This window comes from Naumannella cuiyingiana, from assembly GCF_013408305.1.
Taxonomy (GTDB): domain Bacteria; phylum Actinomycetota; class Actinomycetes; order Propionibacteriales; family Propionibacteriaceae; genus Naumannella; species Naumannella cuiyingiana.
Genome location: NZ_JACBZS010000001.1, coordinates 61935 through 79814 on the forward strand (window position 1 = coordinate 61935; position 17880 = coordinate 79814).

Sequence of the window (17880 nt, forward strand, 5' to 3'; positions counted from 1 at the left end):
GACGCGTGGCAGCTCTCGGTGGTGGTGGACGAAGGTGGTTGGCTCGCTGCTTGTTGTGCGCCAAGGCTCAGCGTGCAGTCCAGGCAGGTGTCCAGCCGTCGGAGTCGGTGGACGTCGTTCGGATCGCGGCGAGGTACGCGCGTAACTCGGCGAGCCCTGGCTGCGGGTTGGCCTGCAGCCAGATGAGCGAGTGGGGGTAGATCGGGGTCGGGTCCCGTAACGGGATACGTCGGAGGTCGTAGCGGGCCGGCCAGAGGTAGCGGTCGCGCTCACCGACCAGCGTCGCCAGATCGGCAGACTCGGCGAGCTGGTCCATGAGGGCTTCGTCGCCGAAGTGGGGGCCGAGGGCATCGATGGTCAGGTCGAAAGCGGCAGCGAGGTCGCTGTAGAAGGTCGCCCACTCGGTTCCTTCGACAATGCCGGGAATCCAAATCCGGTGGCCGGCGAGCTGCGAGGGAGCCAGCTCTCGTGCGTTCGCCAACGGATGGTGGGGGCCAAGCAGGACTTCGAGCCGGTGGTCGATGGCTCGCACAGTTGCAACCCCGTCGGGTAGTTGCGACGGGGGCACTGTGACGACGCGGAAGGAGGCATTGATGGTGCCGTCGTGGACCGCGGCGATCGCGGCTGTGAGGTCGCTGTCGATCAGGGTGACGATGTCGAGGTCTATCTCGGGATGAGCGCGGTGGAAGTCGTGCAGGATCACGGCCGGGGCGATCCGCCGGTTGGTCACGTCGACCCGCAACGCGCGTCTGCCGGGTTGCACTGACTCGGTTGCGCGCGCCGCGACGCGCAACAGCTCGCGTGCGTGCGGGAGGAACGCTTGCCCGTCGATGGTGAGCTGTGCACCGCGCGCGGTCCGGGTGAACAGGGCGACCCCGAGCTGGCGCTCCAACACGGCGATGCGCTTGGAGATCGCCTGCTGGGTGACGCCCAGGTCGATCGCCGCCTCCTGGAACTGGCCCAGGTCGGCCGCGGTCGCGAACGTCCGTACGGCCTCCACATCCATCCGCCATCCTACTTCAACAACCTCTAGTTGTGGCTCTCCGACGGTCTGGTTGTTTGTCGCCGCCTACGTCCGATTGATCGAATCTATGTAGTCAACAGTCGGTTGTGGATGGAGGTCGTGCAGGTGGGCGGAGCGTACGAGGCCGGAGTATCAGCGGGGTGGTCAGCGTGACTTCGAGGGACTCGTTCGTGCATCTGCACGTTCACAGTGAGTATTCGATGCTCGACGGGGCAGCACGCGTGAACCCGCTGATCGCTGCGGCCGTCGAGCAGGGCATGCCGGCGGTCGCGATGACCGATCACGGCAACGTGTTCGGCGCGTTTGAGTTCTGGCGGGCCGCGACCGATGCCGGGATCAAGCCGATCATCGGTACAGAGGCCTACCTGACACCAGGCACCGCGCGGCAGGACCGTACCCGGGTGCGGTGGGGTGAGGGCGGCAGTTCGGGTGATGATGTCTCTGGGTCGGGCGCGTACACGCACATGACGCTCTTGGCCGAGACCACCGCGGGGATGCACAACCTGTTCCGGCTGTCCTCGCTGGCCTCGATCGAGGGCTACTACTTCAAACCGCGGATGGACCGCGACCTGCTTAGCCAGTACGGCTCGGGACTGATTGCGACCACCGGTTGCCCCTCCAGCGAGGTCCAGACTCGTCTTCGCCTCGGCCAGTACGACCAAGCCCGCCAGGCCGCCTCGGACTTCCGCGACATCTTCGGACCGGACAACTTCTTCTGCGAGGTCATGGACCACGGCCTGGGCATCGAACGCCGCGTCATGACCGATCTACTCCGGCTCGCCAAAGAGCTGACCCTGCCGTTGGTGGCAACCAACGATCTGCACTACGTCGCCGCCGAGGACGCCACCAGCCACGCCGCGTTGTTGTGCGTGCAGTCCGGCAGCACCCTCGATGACCCGAAGCGGTTCAAATTCGATGCCGATGAGTTCTATCTAAAGTCGGCCGCGCAGATGCGGGAGCTGTTCCGCGACTACCCCGAAGCGTGCGACAACACGCTGCGCTGGGGTTTCCGTTCAGTACCGGGGAGAAGCTGACCAAGGCGATGCCCCCGACCGTTTCGGGCAAGGACATCCCGCTGACCGGGATCCACGCCCCGAGCACCCGCGCTATGCCGAGGCCGCCGACATCCGCTCGCTGATCGCCTCCGACCCGCAGGCCAAGTCCGTCTACAACACCGCGGTCGGTCTGGAGAACCTCAAACGCCAGTGGGGCGTCCACGCCGCCGGAGTGATCATGTCCAGCGATCCACTCATCGACGTCATCCCGCTGATGAAGCGCGAGCAGGACGGCCAGATCGTCACCCAGTTCGACTACTCGACCTGTGAAAGCCCTCGGGCTGATCAAGATGGACTTCCTCGGGCTGCGCAACCTCACCATCCTCTCCGACGCGGTGGAGAACGTGCGCACCAACCGCGGCGAGGACGTCGTCCTTGAAGACCTCCCGCTCGACGACCCGGGCGTGTTCGAACTGATGCGCCGCGGCGACACTCTGGGCGTCATCCAGTTCGACGGTGACGCCATGCGCTCCCTGCTGCGCCTGGCCGAACCCGACCACTTCGAAGACATCACCGCCGTCGCCGCGCTCTACCGGCCAGGGCCTATGGGCGCGAACTCCCACATCAACTACGCCCTGCGTAAGACCGGCCAGCAGCAGATCACCCCGATCCACCCCGAACTCGCCGAACCCCTCGATGAGGTGCTGTCCAAGACCTACGGCCTGTTCGTCTACCAGGAACAGGTCATGACCGCCGCCCAGGTGCTCGCCGGGTTCTCCCTCGGGTAAGCCGACCTACTGCGCCGTGCCATGGGGAAGAAGAAGGCCGAACTCGACAAACAGTTCGAGGCCTTCTCCGCCGGCATGCACAAGAACGGCTACGGCACCGAGGCGGTTCAGGCGATCTGGGACATCCTGCTGCCCTTCTCCGACTACGCCTTCAACAAGGCCCACTCGGCCCCCTACGGGCTGCTCAGCTATTTGGACCGCCTACCTCAAAGCGCACTACCGCCCCGAGTACATGGCAGCGCTGCTCACCAGTCCAAGGACAAGATGGCCCTGTACCTGAATGAGACACGCCGCATGGGTATCAAGGTCCTCCCACCGGACGTCAACGAGTCCGTGCGCTACTTCGCCGCCGTCGGCGACGACGTGCGCTTCGGCCTCGAAGTCATCCGTAACGTAGGGGCCCACGTCGTCGGCCACATCATCGACGCCCGCGAGAACAAGGGCCGATTCGAAGGCTTTCACGACTTCCTACGCAAAGTGCCCCCCGTCGTCCGCGAACTGCGCGACATCCTCACCCGCCACCCCGGCGACACCGAGACCCGCCTCAAGCTCACCAAGGAGACCAGTACCACCGTCTTCACCCTCCCGCCCTACCCCGTCACAGTCACCGGTGGCCTCCACGCCGAAGTCAAGGTCCTCCTCGGCCCGAACGGCGTGGAGTCATCTCCATCAGCGAATGAATGAGCCTCGGGCTACACGCCACACTCCCGCCGCTCCGGCCGCCCGAACACCGGTCGGAGCACCCCCCTGCCCTAGAATTGGTCCACTTCACAGGCACTTTTTGGTGCACTTCAACGCCCACAGCGCGTCGTGACGCCCGCGAAGCCGACACTCGCCGAGGTTCCGCCGCAGCCCTCAGCTCGGGCACCGGCGACCGGCTCAGGACACGATGAAGCCCTGGCGAGAATCATGTCGAAACATGCTTCCACCAGGGCTTTTTGTCGGGCTGACAGGATTCGAACCTGCGACCCCTTGACCCCCAGTCAAGTGCGCTACCAAGCTGCGCCACAGCCCGCCGCGCCGATCCCGGCGCGGGTGGAAGGTTATCAGTCGGACTCGTCCGGGTCATCTTCGTGGGGCTGCGCCGTCGACCGTCGGCGGGTCAGCCACAGGCCGATCGCCAGGCAGACGCCCCAGATCAGGAACAGCGGGTCCCACAGCGCAGCGTGCCCGATCATCGCGTCACGGTCGTAGCCGCCATCGGGCCGGATCGCGCCGCCGAGCACGAGCCAGGCGATCAGCATGTTCGCTCCCCCGTAGAGCACCAGCCCACCCGCGCCGATCCAGGCGATCGCGCGCACCGCCCGCCGCAGCCAGCTTGGCCCCCGGCGCTCGGTGAGCACCGGCGCCAGGGCGGCGACCAGCTTGATCACCCCGATTGCCGCCAGGCCCCCGCCCACGACGAGCGGGCTCTCGGCGCGCGCGCGTACCGCCCACTGCCCGACCGTCGCCAAGAGCCAGGTCCCGCCGACCGCCCAGTACAGGCTGAACGCCGCGTGCAGACAACCCGCGGCGGCCGCCAGCCACAGCCAGCGCGTACCGACCATCCGACCTCCGGGCGCCCTCACGCAACCATCCTCTCGCGACCAGCCACGCGTCACGGTCCGGGTTAGGGTGACCCATGTCGATCCTCGGCCTCCCGCTGCACCCGTTGATCATCCACGCCGTCGTGATCTTGGTCCCGCTCGTCGCGATCGGGGCCATCGTGACCGTCTTCTGGCCCGCCGCCCGGCGCCGGTACGGCAGCCTGATCGCCGTCTTCGCGATCATCGCGCTGGTCGCCACGCTGACCGCCCGCCAGTCCGGCAAGGACCTCTACGAATCAATCCCGCGCCCGACGCCGGCGATGACCACCCACATGGGGTTCGGCAGCCCCGTGCTGTGGTGGGTGATCGCGCTGGTGGTCGGCTACCTGATCACGCTGTGGGCCACCGGAACCGACGACCGGCCCCGCGCCCTGCGCTGGATCGGAACGATCATCACGGTCGTCGGCGGCCTCGGCGCGCTGGTGCTGACCATCCTCGCCGGACACTCCGGCGCAACCGCCGTCTGGGGCTAGCGGTTCTTGCGCTTCTCCCTGGCCCGCACCTGCAGGTGGATCGGCGTACCCGGGAATCCGAACTCCTCGCGCAGCCGCCGCTCGACGTAGCGCAGGTACTGCGGATCAAGATCACCGGTGGTGAACAGGATGAAGGTCGGCGGCCCGGCCTGGGCCTGGGTGCCGAACAGGATCCGCGGCTGCTTGCCGCCCCGCACCGGGTGCGGATGGGCAGCGACCAGCCGGCCGAGGAATGCGTTCAGCTTGCCGGTGGAGATCCGCTGCTCCCAGCCCGAGTAGGCCTCCTCGATCGCCTTGCCGAGCCGGTCCACGTGCCGTCCGGACAGCGCCGACAGATTGACCCGGGGCGCCCACCAGTAGGTCTGCAGATCCTTCTCGACCTCGCGCGCCAGGTAGTAGCGCCGCTCGTCGTCGGTCAGGTCCCACTTGTTGAAGACCAGCACCAGTCCCTTGCCGGCCTCGACGACGCTGGTCAGGATCCGCAGGTCCTGGTCGCTCACTGTTTCGGCCGCATCGATCACCATCACGCAGATCTCGGCTCGCTCGATTGCGCCCTGGGTGCGCAGGCTCGCGTAGTACTCGTGCCCCGACGCCTCCTTCACCCGCCGCCGGATCCCGGCGGTGTCCACGAACTGATAGGTACGCCCGTCCAGCTCGACCAGCTCGTCCACCGGGTCCACGGTGGTGCCGGAGGCGTTGTCGACCACCGACCGCTCGGCGCCCGCCAGCTTGTTCAGCAGCGAGGACTTACCCACATTCGGCTTGCCGACGATGGCGACGCGCAGCGGCCCGCGTACCTCCTCGAAGCTCTCCGGCGGCGCCGGCGGCAGCGCCTCCAGCACGGCATCCAGCAGATCGCCGCTGCCCCGGCCGTGCAGGGCAGAGACCGCATACGGCTCCCCCAGGCCGAGATTCCACATCGCCGCCGCCTCGGCCTCGGCGCGCGGGTCGTCGACCTTGTTCGCGGCCAGCACCACGGGCTTCTTCGACCGCCGCAGCACGCGCACGACGGCCTCGTCCTCGTCCAGCGTGCCGACCGTCGCGTCCACGACGAACAGCACCGCATCGGCCGCGCCGATCGCCAGCTCGGCCTGCTCCGCGATCCGCGCGGCCATCCCGTCGGCGTCGGAGGCCCAGCCGCCGGTGTCGACGACCACGAACTCGCGCCCGTTCCAGACGGCGTCATAGCTCACCCGGTCCCGGGTCACCCCCGGCGTGTCCTGCACCACCGCCTCCCGGCGGCCGAGGATCCGGTTCACCAACGTGGACTTGCCCACATTCGGTCGGCCGACCACCGCCAGCACCGGCCTGCTGGCCGGGACCGCGGGTGCGGCGGGTTCCGGTTCCGTCATCGCATGTCCTCCGGCCGTCAGTGATCAGCGTCCCCGCAGCTCGACGCCGCGGAGGCCGCCACACCCTACCCCCTCCCGCCGTCCGCCGGCCTGCGGAACGCGGGCGCAGGTCAGGAGGCCGCCCGCCCGAGGACCTCGACCTCGGCAAGATCGAGTTCGCGGGCATCGTCGCCGGGGAACCAGATCCGCACGTAGCGGGCGCGGGCGTCCCACGGCAGCGTCGTCGGCACCCCCGCGACATCGTCGCGGCGCACCTTGGTCACCGCCGGGTCCGCCAGTGCGGCGTCCAGCGAATCCGGGAACGGTCGCTCCGAGGTCAGCACCCAGTAGTCGGCCAGTCGTGCGGTGCAGCAGTCCGTCCGGTTGTAGACCGCGACCGATTCCACGTCGAACGCCCCGCCGAGGTCGACCTGCCACCACGGCTGCGCCTCGCGGCCCGAGCTCGCGAAGAGGTTGCCCGTGTTGCCGTCCACGGCGCGCTCCGGGCCGAAGCCGTCGCCCCACTGCGAGATCGCGGTCGCCTGCTTGCCCCGGCTGGCGTTCACCAGCGGCTCCAGCCCCATCGACCGGTCGTGCAGCGCGGCGACGTCGGCGATGAACACGTCCAGCACCCCATCGCCGATCTTGACCGGGCCCTCGATCCGGGTCTTCCCCGGCTCGGAACGGACCGCCGCTGCCTCGGCGGCCGCGCGATCCATCTCGGCCCGCGCCCGCTCGGCGGCGTCGGCGTCGCCAGTGTCGAGCGCGCCGAGCAGGCGGTACGCCGCCCGCAGCGACTCGCCCCACAACGTCGTCGCAGTGAGGTTCCGGTCGGCGTCGGCGACGAAGCCCGCCTCCGTGCCGGCGCGAATCAGGGCGGGCGCCTCCTCGATCCCGGTCACCACCGGATCGAGCTCGGCCAACGCGCCAGGCGGATCGGCGTCCCAGCGGTCCCAGAACCGGGCCAGCTCGGCCGCGAGCCGCGGCGCCTGCGGCAACCAGTTCTCGCCATTGAAGCGGGGTGCGGCATGGTTGAGATCGACGAACGTCTCCAGCGCCGCCGCCACCTCGGGGTCCCCGTCGGCGAGGAACCGCGCCGCCTGCGCTCCGGAGACCTTCGGGTCGTAGGCCCGGTCGTTCCAGGCGAAGTCGGCCATGGTGAAGATCACCGGCTTGCTCGCGTAGGCCTGGTTCATCGGGTTCGACACGATGCCCTGGGTGGTGTCGGACAACCCCGGCTCACGGTGGTCGTAGGGGCCGAGCAGCAATCGCCCGGCCGTCTGGGCGAAGTCGTTGACCGGGTAGTTGTCCCAGACGAACACCTCGCGACCGAAGAGCTCGCGGATCCGTTCGGTCTGCTCCACCGTGATGCTCGACGGGACGACATCGGTACCGGTCCACATCACCACGACCGCCGGATCGAGGTACTCGCGCCAGGCCGCCTTGTAGGGCGTCTCGGTCAGGTCGCCGTACTGGGTGGGGACCGTCTGCAGCGGGTACACATCGCCCTTGGTCGCCACGAACTCACGTTGCACGAAGCTCAACAGCTCCGCCTGCGCCCGCCCGACCGTGCCCTGATTCGCCGCGCCGTAGCGTTCGGTGTCGGCGGCGCACCGAAACTGCAGGGCGATGTCGTCCAGCGGGATGGAGAAGGCGCGGACCCCGGCCGCATACATCGCCTCGAACTTGGCCAGCAGCGCGGCGCGGTCGGACTCGCCGCTAAAGCAGATGGTGTTGCCCGGGGAGAGGGCGAAGGTGAACCGGACGTGGTTGGCCGCCGCCTGCTCGACGAGCTCGCGCAGCTCGGCCAGCTTCTCGGCCGGGTACGGGTCGCGCCACCGCTCGCGGTGGTAGGGATCATCCTTCGGGGCGTAGATGTAGGTGTTCGCCTTGATCTGCCCGTAGAAGGCGAGCTGGTCCAGCCGCTCGGCCTGGCTCCACGGCTTGCCGTAGAACCCTTCGATGGTGCCGCGCAGCGCCATCGCCGGCGCGTCGCGTACCTCCACCCCGGCCACCCGCCAGCCGCTGCCGCGCGGCGTGAGCACCTGGCGCAGCGTCTGCACCGCATAGAACTGCCCGGCCCCGTCGGCGCCCGCCAGCGCGACCCGGCCGACGGAACCGCCGCCGCGGGTCACCCGCAGCGCATAGCCCTCCTCGTCCGAGACGGGCGCCGTGTCGCCCAGCGCGTCGCGCACGTCGGCGCGCTCCGGGCCGCCGAGGTGGAAGGTCAGCACACCCCGCGGCACCGCACCCTCGACCACCTGCGGGCGGGCGCCGCGCTCGCGCAACACCCCGAGCAGCAGGTCACGCGCCGCGGGATCGGTGTCGGTGCCGACGACCACGGCAACGCGACCCGCCAACGGGAGGTCGGGCCCGGCGGCTCGGACCTCCCGCGGGGTCGGGGAGATCACCGGTACGCGGCCCGGCGGTGCGGCGGCCGCGGGCGGGGCGAGGGTGAGGGCGGTGCCGAGGGCGAGCACCGAGCCGGCGAGGACGGCGACCAGGCGCCGGAGGCGGGGGGCGGGAATCATCGTTGACCCTTTCGCGAGACTGTCGCTGCGCGACAAGCTACACGATTGATCGGATGTCTCAGGGCCGACCGGGGCGCGAGGGCCGAATCTCCGTCCCGGTCCCGGCGTCGGCCAGTGCAAGGATCCGATCGATCACGCCGGCCAGATCCAGCGCGGTCGAGTCGATCACGGTGACGCCGTCGGCGGCGGTGGTGAAGTTCGCCACCGTCGAGTCGTCGGCGTCTCGGCGTACCACCTGGTCGGTGACGTCGGCGGCGCTGACCCGCTGACCGAGCTCGGTGTGCCGGCGCCGCACCCGCGCATCGGCATCGGCGACCAACAGCACCCGGACATCCGCATCCGGCGCGACCACGGTGGTGATGTCGCGACCCTCCGCGACGATCCCGCGCTCGGCGCCGGCGATGATCGCCCGCTGCCGGGCGATCAGATCCTCGCGGACGGCGAGATTGGTGGCCACTCGCGACACGGCGGCCGAGATCCGCGGCTCCCGGATCGCCGCCGTCACGTCGATGTCGGCGATCGCGATCGCGAAGGCATCGGGATCGGTGACGATGTCAAGACGGGCAGCACGCACCAGCCGGGCCGTCGCCTCGGTGTCGGCGAGATCCACGCCGCGGTCGAGGGCGAGCCAGGCGCCCGCTCGATACATCGCACCGGTATCCAGGAAGGCGAGACCGAGCCGGCGGGCCACCCCGCGGGCCGCGCTGGACTTGCCAGAACCCGACGGCCCGTCGATCGCCACGACGAGGCGGATCGTCGCTTCCTGTCCTGTGCCCACGCGGCTTCCCTCCTCCGGCCCGATGATCGGGCCAAGCTTGCCGACACCCGGACGGTTTGGCCAAACCTGCACCGGTCCGCCCCGCTCGGGATGTGCACGGCACATGACCTCTCGGGATGTGCACGGCACATGACCTCTCGGGATGTGCACGGCACATGACCTCTCGGGATGTGCACGGCACAATGGGCTCTCGTGCGCGCACCATGGATCGCAGCAACGCTCGCTGCGGCCGGCCTCGCCGGGCTGGCCGCCCAGGACCTGGTCCAGCGCAAGCGGGCGATCCGGCGCAACTTCCCGGTCCTTGGTCGAGCGCGGTACGCCATCGAGCGGATCGGGCCGGAGCTGCGCCAATACATCGTCGCCTCCAACAACGAGGAGCGACCGTTCAGCCGCGACCAGCGGAGCTGGATCTATGCCTCGGCCAAGCAGGAGAACAACTACTTCGGGTTCGGGACCGACAACGACGTCGAATACACAGGCGGCTATCCGATCATCAAGCAGCGCACCTTCGCCCGGGTCGCGCCGCCCACCCGGATGGACTCCCACGACGCCTGGTTGCCCTCGGTCAAGGTGCTCGGCGGCGCGCGCGGGCGCCGGCACGCCTTCCGCCCCGACTCGGTGGTCAACATCTCCGGAATGTCCTACGGATCGCTGTCGGCGAATGCCGTGCGCGCAATGAACACGGGCGCCAGGCTGGCCGGGGTGCTGCACGACACGGGCGAGGGCGGCCTGTCCGCTCATCACCGGCACGGCGGCGAGTTGATCTTCCAGATCGGCACCGGCTACTTCGGCTGTCGCGACGCCGCCGGGAAATTCGATCTTGCCCGGCTCAAGGACCTGGTCGCCTCCGCGCCCGTGCGGGCGCTGGAGATCAAACTGTCCCAGGGCGCCAAGCCCGGCCTCGGCGGGATGCTGCCCGGGGTCAAGGTGACGCCCGAGATCGCCCGCATCCGTGGCATCGAGGAGGGCGTCGACTGCGCCAGCCCGTCGCGGCACACGGCCTTCGGCGACGTCGATTCCATGCTCGACTTCGTGGAGCTGCTGGCCGCCGAGACCGGCCTGCCCGTCGGGATCAAGACCGCCGTCGGGCACCTGACCTTCTTCGACGAGCTGATCGAGGCCCAGGCCCGCGGCGACCGCGGCATCGACTTCCTGACCATCGACGGCGGCGAGGGCGGCACCGGCGCCGCTCCGTTGATCTTCGCCGACTCGGTCGCCTTCCCGTTCCGGGTGGGGTTCGCCAAGGTCTGGTCCAGGTTCGCCGAGGCGGGGCTGGCCGACGATCTGATCTTCATCGGATCGGGCAAGCTCGGCGTACCCGACAATGCGATCGTCGCGTTCGCCCTGGGCGCGGACCTGATCAACGTCGGCCGGGAGGCGATGCTCGCCGTCGGCTGCATCCAGGCGCAGAAGTGTCACACCGACCACTGCCCGACCGGCGTCGCGACGCAGAACCGCTGGCTCGCGCACGGCCTGGACCCGCACGACAAGTCGATCCGGGTGGCGAACTATCTGGGTACGCTGCGCCGCGACCTCGCGCGCGTCGCGGAGGCGGTCGGCGTACCGCACCCGGCCCTGGTCTCCCCCGACGATGTCGAGATCATGGACGGCGCCTCCGGCTCGGCCACGGTACGCGAGGTCTACGGCTACCGGCCCGGCTGGAACGTGCCGACCCCCGCCGCGATCGCGGCCTGCGAGGAGCTGCTCGGGCCCCATCGCTGATCAGAACGCGCTGCTCAGGCGGGCCGGACGGTCCAGCCGGACCCGGTCATCACCCGGTCCAGCTCCGCGCGGCGCTCCGGGCGTACCGACAACCGAAGATGCCCGACCAGCCGCGCGGGATCGTGCTCGATCGCGATGTCCTCGACGTTCACCCCGGCGGCGTCGACATCGGCGAACAGCCGGGCCAGCGAGCCCGGCGCATCGGGGATCTCCACGACGACCTCGGCATAGTCCACCGGCGCGCGACCGTGCTTGCCGGGCAGCCGCCGGGTGCCGGCGACGCCGTCGCCCAGCCACTGCGCCACATCCGCGCCCGGCTCGGCGAGCTGGTCGGCAACGACCGTCAGCCGCTTCGTCAGGGCCCGCAGCTCGGGCACCAGCATCCGCGCGTTGGCCGAGACGATCTGCTGCCACAGCGCGGGATCGCTGCCGGCGATGCGGGTGACATCGCGCAGCCCCTGGCCGGCCAGCGACAATTCCTCGGGCGGTACGCCGAGCAGGTGGCCGGCCATCGCCGCGGAGACCAGATGGGGCAGGTGGGAGACCCGGCCGACGGCCCGGTCGTGCTCGTCCGGGGCCAGGCTGATCACCCGGGCGCCACACAGCTCGGCGAGCCGGGTGACGGCCGCGACCGCCGCCGGCTCCGCGTCGGGGTGCGGGGTGATCGCCCAGGTCCGGTCGACGAACAGCTCGGGATCGGCAGCAAGCGGACCCGGCAGGTGCGATCCCGCCATGGGGTGCGAGCCCACATAGCGGCCGAGCGAGCGATGCTCCATCAGCTCACGCAGCACGGGTTCCTTGACCGAACCGACATCGGTCACGGCCGCGGAGCGGTAGGTGTCCAGCGCCTCGTCGACCACGCCCGCGATGGCCCGCGGCGGCACGGCGACGATCACCAGGCCGACCTCGTGCGGCGCGGCAACCGACGTCAGTGTGCCCGCCCCCCGCTCGGCCGCCACCCGGGCGTGGGCGGGATTGGCGTCCACCAGGTGCACGGTCTCGCCCGCCCGGGTCAGGGCCTGCCCGATCGAGGCGCCGACCAGGCCGGCGCCGATCAGGACGACCGGGCCCAGCGGCGAGCCGGCAGCGGTCACGCCTTGGCGCCGAGCAGCTCGGCCAGCGCCGGTTCGGTCAACCGTCGGAACTTGCGCTCCTGCGGCCTGGTCCGGTCGAGCACCGCGGCCTCCAGTGCCTCCGGGGCCAGCAGGCCCGGCTCGCCGGTCGCGGCATTCGCCCCGTCGGTGGAGGTGGCGAGCCCGCGCACGGTCAGTTGCAGGGCCTCCGCCAGCGGCAGGTCGGGCCGCCAGTCCGGCTCGATGGCCTTGGTGATCGCGTCCGCCGATCCGCCCATCACGGCGAACGTCTCCTCGTCGGCGACCGACCCGTCATAGCTCAGCCGATAGATCACGTCGCCGGCCGGCTCCTCGCCGAGCTCGGCGACGGCGAGCTCCACCTCATAGGGCTTCTCACCGCTGGTGGAGAAGATCGTGCCGAGGAACTGGGCGTACATGTTCGCCAACGCCCGGCCCGTGACATCGGCCCGGGCGTAGGAGTAGCCGCGCAGGTCGGCCGAGCGGATGCCCAGCACCCGCAGGTGCTCGAACTCGTTGTAGCGGCCGACGGCGGCGAAGCCGATCCGGTCATAGACCTCGGAGATCTTGTGCAGCGCGCGCGAGCGGTTCTCGGCGACCAGCAAGATGCCGTCGGCGTACCGGCTGACCGCGACCGAACGCCCGCGGGCGATGCCCTTGCGCGCGAAGTCCGCCCGGTCCTTCATCAGTTGCTCGGGCGCGACGTAGAGCGGCATGCTCATCGCGGTCTCCTGCCTGTCGGGTCATCCATGATCATTTTCCTCCGGCTCAGAGCAGCGGCGCCGCGGGACCGTCGGGACGCTGCATCCGGGCCGCGACGACCCGGTCGACGATCTCGCCGACCTCGTCGTCGGTGAGCCGACGGACGCCGTCGGCGGTGGCCATCATCACCACCGGGAAGATCCGCCGGGTGAGGTCCGGCCCACCGGTCGCGGAGTCGTCATCGGCCGCGTCGTAGAGCGCCTGCACCACCGCGGTCGCCGCGCCCTCGGCATCCAGGTCGTCGCGATAGAGCTTCTTCAGCGAACCCCGGGCATAGGTCGAGCCGGAACCGACCGCATGGAAGGCCGTCTCCTCGTAGCGGCCGCCGGTCGCGTCGTAGGAGAAGATCCGGCCCACGCCGCGCACCGGATCCCAGCCGGCGAACAACGGCAGCACCATCAGGCCCTGCATGGCCAGGCCGAGGTTGCCGCGGATCATCGACGCCAGGTGATTGGCCTTGCCGGACAGCGACAGCGGCGCTCCCTCGATCTTCTCGTAGTGCTCCAGCTCGACGCGGAACAGCCGCACCAGCTCGACCGCGATCCCGGCCGTGCCGGCGATTCCGATCATGGAGTACTCATCGGCGGCGAACACCTTCTCGATGTCGCGCTGGGCGATCATGTTGCCCATCGTGGCCCGGCGATCGCCCGCCATCACCACCCCGCCGGGAAATCCGGCGGCGACGATGGTCGTGCCGTGCGGGGCCAGCTCGGCGGCGCGCGTGCCGTCGGCGGCGGTCGAGGAGCCCGGCAGCGAACCGGGCGAGCCCGCCGCCGCGAGGTCGGCGATCGTCATGGGCAGGAGCTTGCCGGGGCTGCGCTGTGCGTCGGTCACTGGCCGCCCTTCTGCACGAAGGAGCGGACGAACTCGGCCGCATTGGTCTCCAGCACGCCGTCGATCTCGTCGAGCAGGTCGTCGAAGTCGTCGGTCTGCGGCTGGGCCTGCGCCTGGCCGGGGGCACCGGCGTCGGCGTCCTCGCCGCCGTCGCCCGAGCCCGGCCGATTGCTGCGTTCCTGCGACTGCGCCATGTCGGCACCTCCGTCCCTGCGTCCGGCCGCCCTGGCCGGAACTCCAGCCTAGCGACCGCGACCGACCCTCACAGGTGAAGCCGTTCCAGCAGGTCGGCCAGCCCGTCCGCCGCATCCATCAGCTCCCCGACGTGCCGCCGGGTGCCGCGCGCGGGATCGGTCGTCGGCACCCGCAGCAGGCTCGCCCGCCCCGGCACCTCGAAGATCAGCGAGTCCCAGGACGCGGCGAGCACCGAGCGGCCGTACTCGGCGACGCAGCGGCCACGGAAGTACGCGCGGGTGTCGTCCGGCGGCTCGGTGATCGCGGCGGCGATCGCGTCGTCGGTCACCAGCCGCCGCATCCGGCCGCGGTCGAGCAGGCGCCGGTAGAGCGACCGGGCGGGATCGAGGTCGGCGTACTGCAGGTCGACCAGCGCCAGCTTGGGCGCATCCCAGCCGAGGCCGTCGCGGCGCCGGTAGGACTCCGCCAGCCGCCACTTGGCCACCCAGTCCAGCCGGTCGGCCATCGCCAGCGGATCGGCGCGCAGCCCGTCGATCGCCGCCTGCCACTCCTCCAGCACCCGGTACGCCTCGGCGTCCGCGCCGCCCGGATCGACCCGTTCGAGGTGTCGCCGACACGCCTCCGCATAGGCCTCCTGCAGGTCCAACCCGCTCATCGCCCGACCGTCGGCCAGCGGCACCAGCTCGCCGAGCGCGCCCGCATCCAGATCGGCGTCGTGGCTGATCGCCCGGAAGGCGGCCACCGGATCGGTCAGGGTGAGCGAGCCGTCCAGGTCGCCGGCCTCCAGGGCGCGCAGCACCAGGGCCGCCGTACCGATCTTGAGGAAGGTCGCGGTCTGCGAGCAGTTGGCATCGCCGGTGATCACGTGCAGCCGGCGATGCAGCGTGGCATCGGCATGCGGCTCGTCGCGGGTGTTGATCAAGGGCCGGTTCATGGTCGTCTCCAGGCCGACCTCTGCCTCGAAGAAGTCGGCGCGCTGGCTGAGCTGGAACCCCGGGCGCTCGCTGTGCTGGCCGATGCCGATCCGCCCGGCGCCGGTGATCACCGGACGCGAGGCGAGGAACGGGGTGAACTGGACGACCACGCGGTGGAACGGGGTGCGGCGCGACAGCAGATAGTTCTCGTGGGTCCCGTACGAGGCGCCCTTGCCGTCGGTGTTGTTCTTCCAGATCCGCAACTGCGCGCCGAACCGCCGGGACGCGGCCCGCGCGGCGCGGAGCAGGATCTCGTCGCCGGCGGCGTCGTAGCGCACGGCGTCCAGCGCGCTGGTCACTTCGGGCCCGGAGTACTCCGGATGGGCATGATCGACATAGAACCGCGCACCGTTGGCGAGCACCACATTGGCCAGCCCGTCCTCGACATCGGTCAGCATGTCGGGGCTCGCGCCGCTGCGATCGACGTCGAAGCCGCGCAGGTCGCGCAACGGAGACTCGGTCTCGTAGTCCCAACGCATCCGGCCGCCGGCGATCTCGTCGGCATAGGCGCGCACGAGATGGTTGGACAGGTACATCGGGTGCAGGTCCAACTCCGCGCCCGGGGCGAGGGTGATGCCGTACTCGGTCTCGATCCCGAAGATCGGACTCATCGCGCCCCGGCCGATGCCGCGCGGCGGGCGAGGGCGCGGACGAGCGCGACCAGCGCCCGCCAGCCCAGGAGTCCGGCGAGCAGGGTCAGCGTCGCCACCACCAGGAACGCGGGCGCCCCGGCGCCGACCGCGATCCGGTAGCCCAGGCCCACGCCGAGCGTGGCGGCGGCCACGATCGCGCCGGAGGAGATCCGGTCCGCTCGCCGCCATCGCCGTGCCGCGCCGAGGACCAGCCAGCCGATGGCGGCTCCCGCCGCGAACGGCGCGGCCACGGCCAGCACCTGGCTGGCGTCCTGCGCGCCGCCGTGACTGGCCCGGCCGGCGGTGGCGAAGCCGACGATCACGATCGCGTCCAGCAGCGCGGCCAACACGACGGTGTTGACCGGCCCGATCCGGCCGGTGGCCGCGGTCCGGTCGTCGACGTCGGTCACAGGTACTGCCCCGTGGTGCTGATGTTCTCCACGGCGCGATCGGTGGCCTGCTTGGAGGTGAAGAGGGTACGCACGTGCACGATCCGCTCCCCCTTCTTGCCCGAGATGCGCGCCCAGTCGTCGGGATTGGTCGTGTTGGGCAGGTCCTCGTTCTCGGCGAACTCGTCGGTGCAGGCCTGCAGCAGATGCTGGATCCGGATGCCGCCGACGCCGGTCGCGAGTCGCTCCTTGATCGCCAGCTTCTTCGCCCGGCCGACGATGTTGTTGATCATCGCGCCCGAGTTGAAGTCGCGGAAGTAGAGCACCTCGGTGTCGCCGCCGGCATAGGTCACCTCGAGGAAGCGGTTGTCGTCGGAGTCGGCGTACATGTGTTCGACGGTCCGGTCGATCATCGCCGCCCGGCAGCGCGCCGGATCGTTGTCGAACTCGGCCAGGTCGTCGGGATTCAGCGGCAGGGTCGCCGACAGGTACTTGTCGAAGATCTCCCGTGCCGCCTCCGCGTCGGGCCGCTCGATCTTGATCTTGACGTCCAATCGCCCCGGTCGCAGGATGGCCGGATCGATCATGTCCTCGCGGTTGGAGGCGCCGACGATGATCACATTGTCCAGACCCTCGACGCCGTCGATCTCGGCGAGCAACTGCGGGACGATCGTGTTCTCCACATCGGAGGAGACGCCGCTACCGCGGGTGCGGAAGAGCGAGTCCATCTCGTCGAAGAAGACGATTACCGGCATCCCCTCCGACGCCTTGTCCCGGGCGCGGGTGAAGATCAGCCGGATGTGCCGCTCGGTCTCGCCGACATACTTGTTCAACAGCTCCGGCCCCTTGATGTTGAGGAACCAGCTCCGTCCCTCGCGGCCGGTCGTCTCGGTCACCTTGCGGGCCAGCGAATTGGCCACCGCCTTGGCGATCATGGTCTTGCCGCAGCCGGGCGGTCCGTAGAGCAGGATGCCCTTCGGCGGCGCCAGCTCGAACTCGGCGAACAGATCGCGGTGCAGGAACGGCAGCTCGACCGCGTCCTGGATCTGTTCGATCTGGCGGCCGAGGCCGCCGATCGAGGTGTACTCGACATCCGGCACCTCCTCCAGCACCAGATCCTCCACGTCCACCTTCGGCACCACGTCGAAGGCGTACAGGATGCGCCGGTCGACCAGCAGCGAGTCGCCCGGCCGCAGCGTCTGGCCGCGGAGCTGGTCGGCCAGCCGGACCACATGCTCCTCATCGGCCTGGGCGACCACCACGGCCCGGTGTCCGTCCTCCAGGACATCCTTCAGCACGGCGACATCGCCGACCGCGATCGGGGCGAAGGCATCGACCACGACATGGGCCTCGTTCAGCACCACTTCGGCGCCCGGCGTCAGCATGGCCTGATCCACCTCGGGCGCGACGCTGACCCGCAGCTTCCGGGCGCCGAGCCAGACATCGGCATGGACCAGCGGCTCCGCGCCGGTGCGGGCGGCCTCCACGATCTGGTCGAGGATGCCGAAGCTGACCGGCGGCTGGGCCATCTGCTCCACCTCGGCGCGGACCTGGGTCAGCCGCTCGCGCGCCTGGCTCAGCGTCGCCGACAGCCGCTCGTTCTGGCCGGTCAGCTCGCGGACCTGGCCGCGGGCCTCGGCGAGCCGGCGCTCGAGCGCGGTGAGCTGTGCCGCCCGGTCCGGTTCGGGCGTACCACCCGTGACGTTCTGGGTCATCCTGGCCTCCCCTGGCTCGGCCTCCCCCGACTGGGGGTGTCCCACGAGCCTACCCACCGG

General features: G+C 70.2%; 14 protein-coding genes, 1 tRNA gene and 1 pseudogene. 3 read left to right on the forward strand and 13 right to left on the reverse strand.

Translation table 11 applies throughout. The features are described from left to right. Positions 1 to 67: 67 nt before the first annotated feature. A complete protein-coding gene (locus tag GGQ54_RS00305) occupies positions 68 to 1006 on the reverse strand; it encodes a LysR family transcriptional regulator (RefSeq protein WP_179443573.1) in 939 nt (312 codons plus the stop codon). Positions 1007 to 1224: 218 nt separating this feature from the next. Here GGQ54_RS00305 and dnaE point away from each other — a divergent pair. Further along, positions 1225 to 3287 (forward strand): annotated as a pseudogene (gene dnaE, locus GGQ54_RS00310) (DNA polymerase III subunit alpha); the annotation flags it as partial. Positions 3288 to 3748: 461 nt separating this feature from the next. On the opposite strand, the gene GGQ54_RS00315 reads toward dnaE, so the two are convergent. Both GGQ54_RS00315 and GGQ54_RS00320 read right to left on the reverse strand, forming a co-directional pair. Further along, a tRNA-Pro gene (locus tag GGQ54_RS00315) sits at positions 3749 to 3822 on the reverse strand. Positions 3823 to 3853: 31 nt separating this feature from the next. Further along, entirely contained in the window at positions 3854 to 4375 is a 522-nt protein-coding gene (locus GGQ54_RS00320) for a DUF3995 domain-containing protein (protein WP_218843568.1), read from the reverse strand. A gap of 53 nt (positions 4376 to 4428) precedes the next feature. On the opposite strand from GGQ54_RS00320, the gene GGQ54_RS00325 reads away from it, so the two are divergent. Next, positions 4429 to 4866 (forward strand): DUF2231 domain-containing protein, encoded by a 438-nt coding sequence (locus GGQ54_RS00325; protein WP_179443574.1) that lies wholly within the window; start codon positions 4429 to 4431, stop codon positions 4864 to 4866. On the opposite strand, the gene der is transcribed toward GGQ54_RS00325, so the two are convergent. From der to cmk, 3 genes are all read right to left on the reverse strand, one after another. Continuing rightward, positions 4863 to 6218 (reverse strand): ribosome biogenesis GTPase Der, encoded by a 1356-nt coding sequence (gene der / locus GGQ54_RS00330; protein WP_179443575.1) that lies wholly within the window; start codon positions 6216 to 6218, stop codon positions 4863 to 4865. The genes GGQ54_RS00325 and der overlap by 4 nt on opposite strands. A gap of 110 nt (positions 6219 to 6328) precedes the next feature. Then, a complete protein-coding gene (locus GGQ54_RS00335; RefSeq protein ID WP_179443576.1) occupies positions 6329 to 8728 on the reverse strand; it encodes a glycoside hydrolase family 84 protein in 2400 nt (799 codons plus the stop codon). 58 nt (positions 8729 to 8786) lie between these two features. Continuing rightward, a complete protein-coding gene (gene cmk, locus GGQ54_RS00340; protein WP_343045798.1) occupies positions 8787 to 9506 on the reverse strand; it encodes a (d)CMP kinase in 720 nt (239 codons plus the stop codon). Positions 9507 to 9698: 192 nt separating this feature from the next. Between cmk and GGQ54_RS00345 the strand changes: the two genes are divergently transcribed. Further along, positions 9699 to 11228, forward strand: coding sequence for a glutamate synthase-related protein (locus tag GGQ54_RS00345; RefSeq protein ID WP_343045799.1), 1530 nt, complete (start codon positions 9699 to 9701; stop codon positions 11226 to 11228). A gap of 14 nt (positions 11229 to 11242) precedes the next feature. Here the strand turns inward: GGQ54_RS00345 and GGQ54_RS00350 are convergent, their stop codons facing one another. The 7 genes from GGQ54_RS00350 to arc all read right to left on the reverse strand — a co-directional run bounded on the left by GGQ54_RS00350 (position 11243) and on the right by arc (position 17820). Continuing rightward, on the reverse strand, positions 11243 to 12322 hold the full coding sequence (locus GGQ54_RS00350) for a prephenate dehydrogenase (protein WP_179443579.1): 1080 nt from the start codon (positions 12320 to 12322) through the stop codon (positions 11243 to 11245). Next, positions 12319 to 13041 carry a proteasome subunit alpha gene (prcA, locus tag GGQ54_RS00355; RefSeq protein ID WP_179443580.1) on the reverse strand — a complete coding sequence of 241 codons (723 nt, stop codon included), beginning with the start codon at positions 13039 to 13041 and terminating at the stop codon, positions 12319 to 12321. The genes GGQ54_RS00350 and prcA overlap by 4 nt, the downstream gene beginning before the upstream one ends. A gap of 46 nt (positions 13042 to 13087) precedes the next feature. Beyond that, on the reverse strand, positions 13088 to 13876 hold the full coding sequence (gene prcB, locus GGQ54_RS00360) for a proteasome subunit beta (protein ID WP_179446333.1): 789 nt from the start codon (positions 13874 to 13876) through the stop codon (positions 13088 to 13090). A gap of 35 nt (positions 13877 to 13911) precedes the next feature. Continuing rightward, positions 13912 to 14109, reverse strand: coding sequence for a ubiquitin-like protein Pup (locus tag GGQ54_RS00365; protein ID WP_179443581.1), 198 nt, complete (start codon positions 14107 to 14109; stop codon positions 13912 to 13914). Between the two features lie 68 nt (positions 14110 to 14177). Beyond that, positions 14178 to 15695, reverse strand: coding sequence for a depupylase/deamidase Dop (dop, locus tag GGQ54_RS00370; RefSeq protein ID WP_179443582.1), 1518 nt, complete (start codon positions 15693 to 15695; stop codon positions 14178 to 14180). Then, positions 15692 to 16126 carry a DUF3054 family protein gene (locus tag GGQ54_RS00375; protein ID WP_179443583.1) on the reverse strand — a complete coding sequence of 145 codons (435 nt, stop codon included), beginning with the start codon at positions 16124 to 16126 and terminating at the stop codon, positions 15692 to 15694. The genes dop and GGQ54_RS00375 overlap by 4 nt, the downstream gene beginning before the upstream one ends. After that, entirely contained in the window at positions 16123 to 17820 is a 1698-nt protein-coding gene (gene arc / locus GGQ54_RS00380; protein WP_179443584.1) for a proteasome ATPase, read from the reverse strand. Before arc ends, GGQ54_RS00375 begins: the two co-directional genes overlap by 4 nt. Positions 17821 to 17880: the final 60 nt, after the last annotated feature.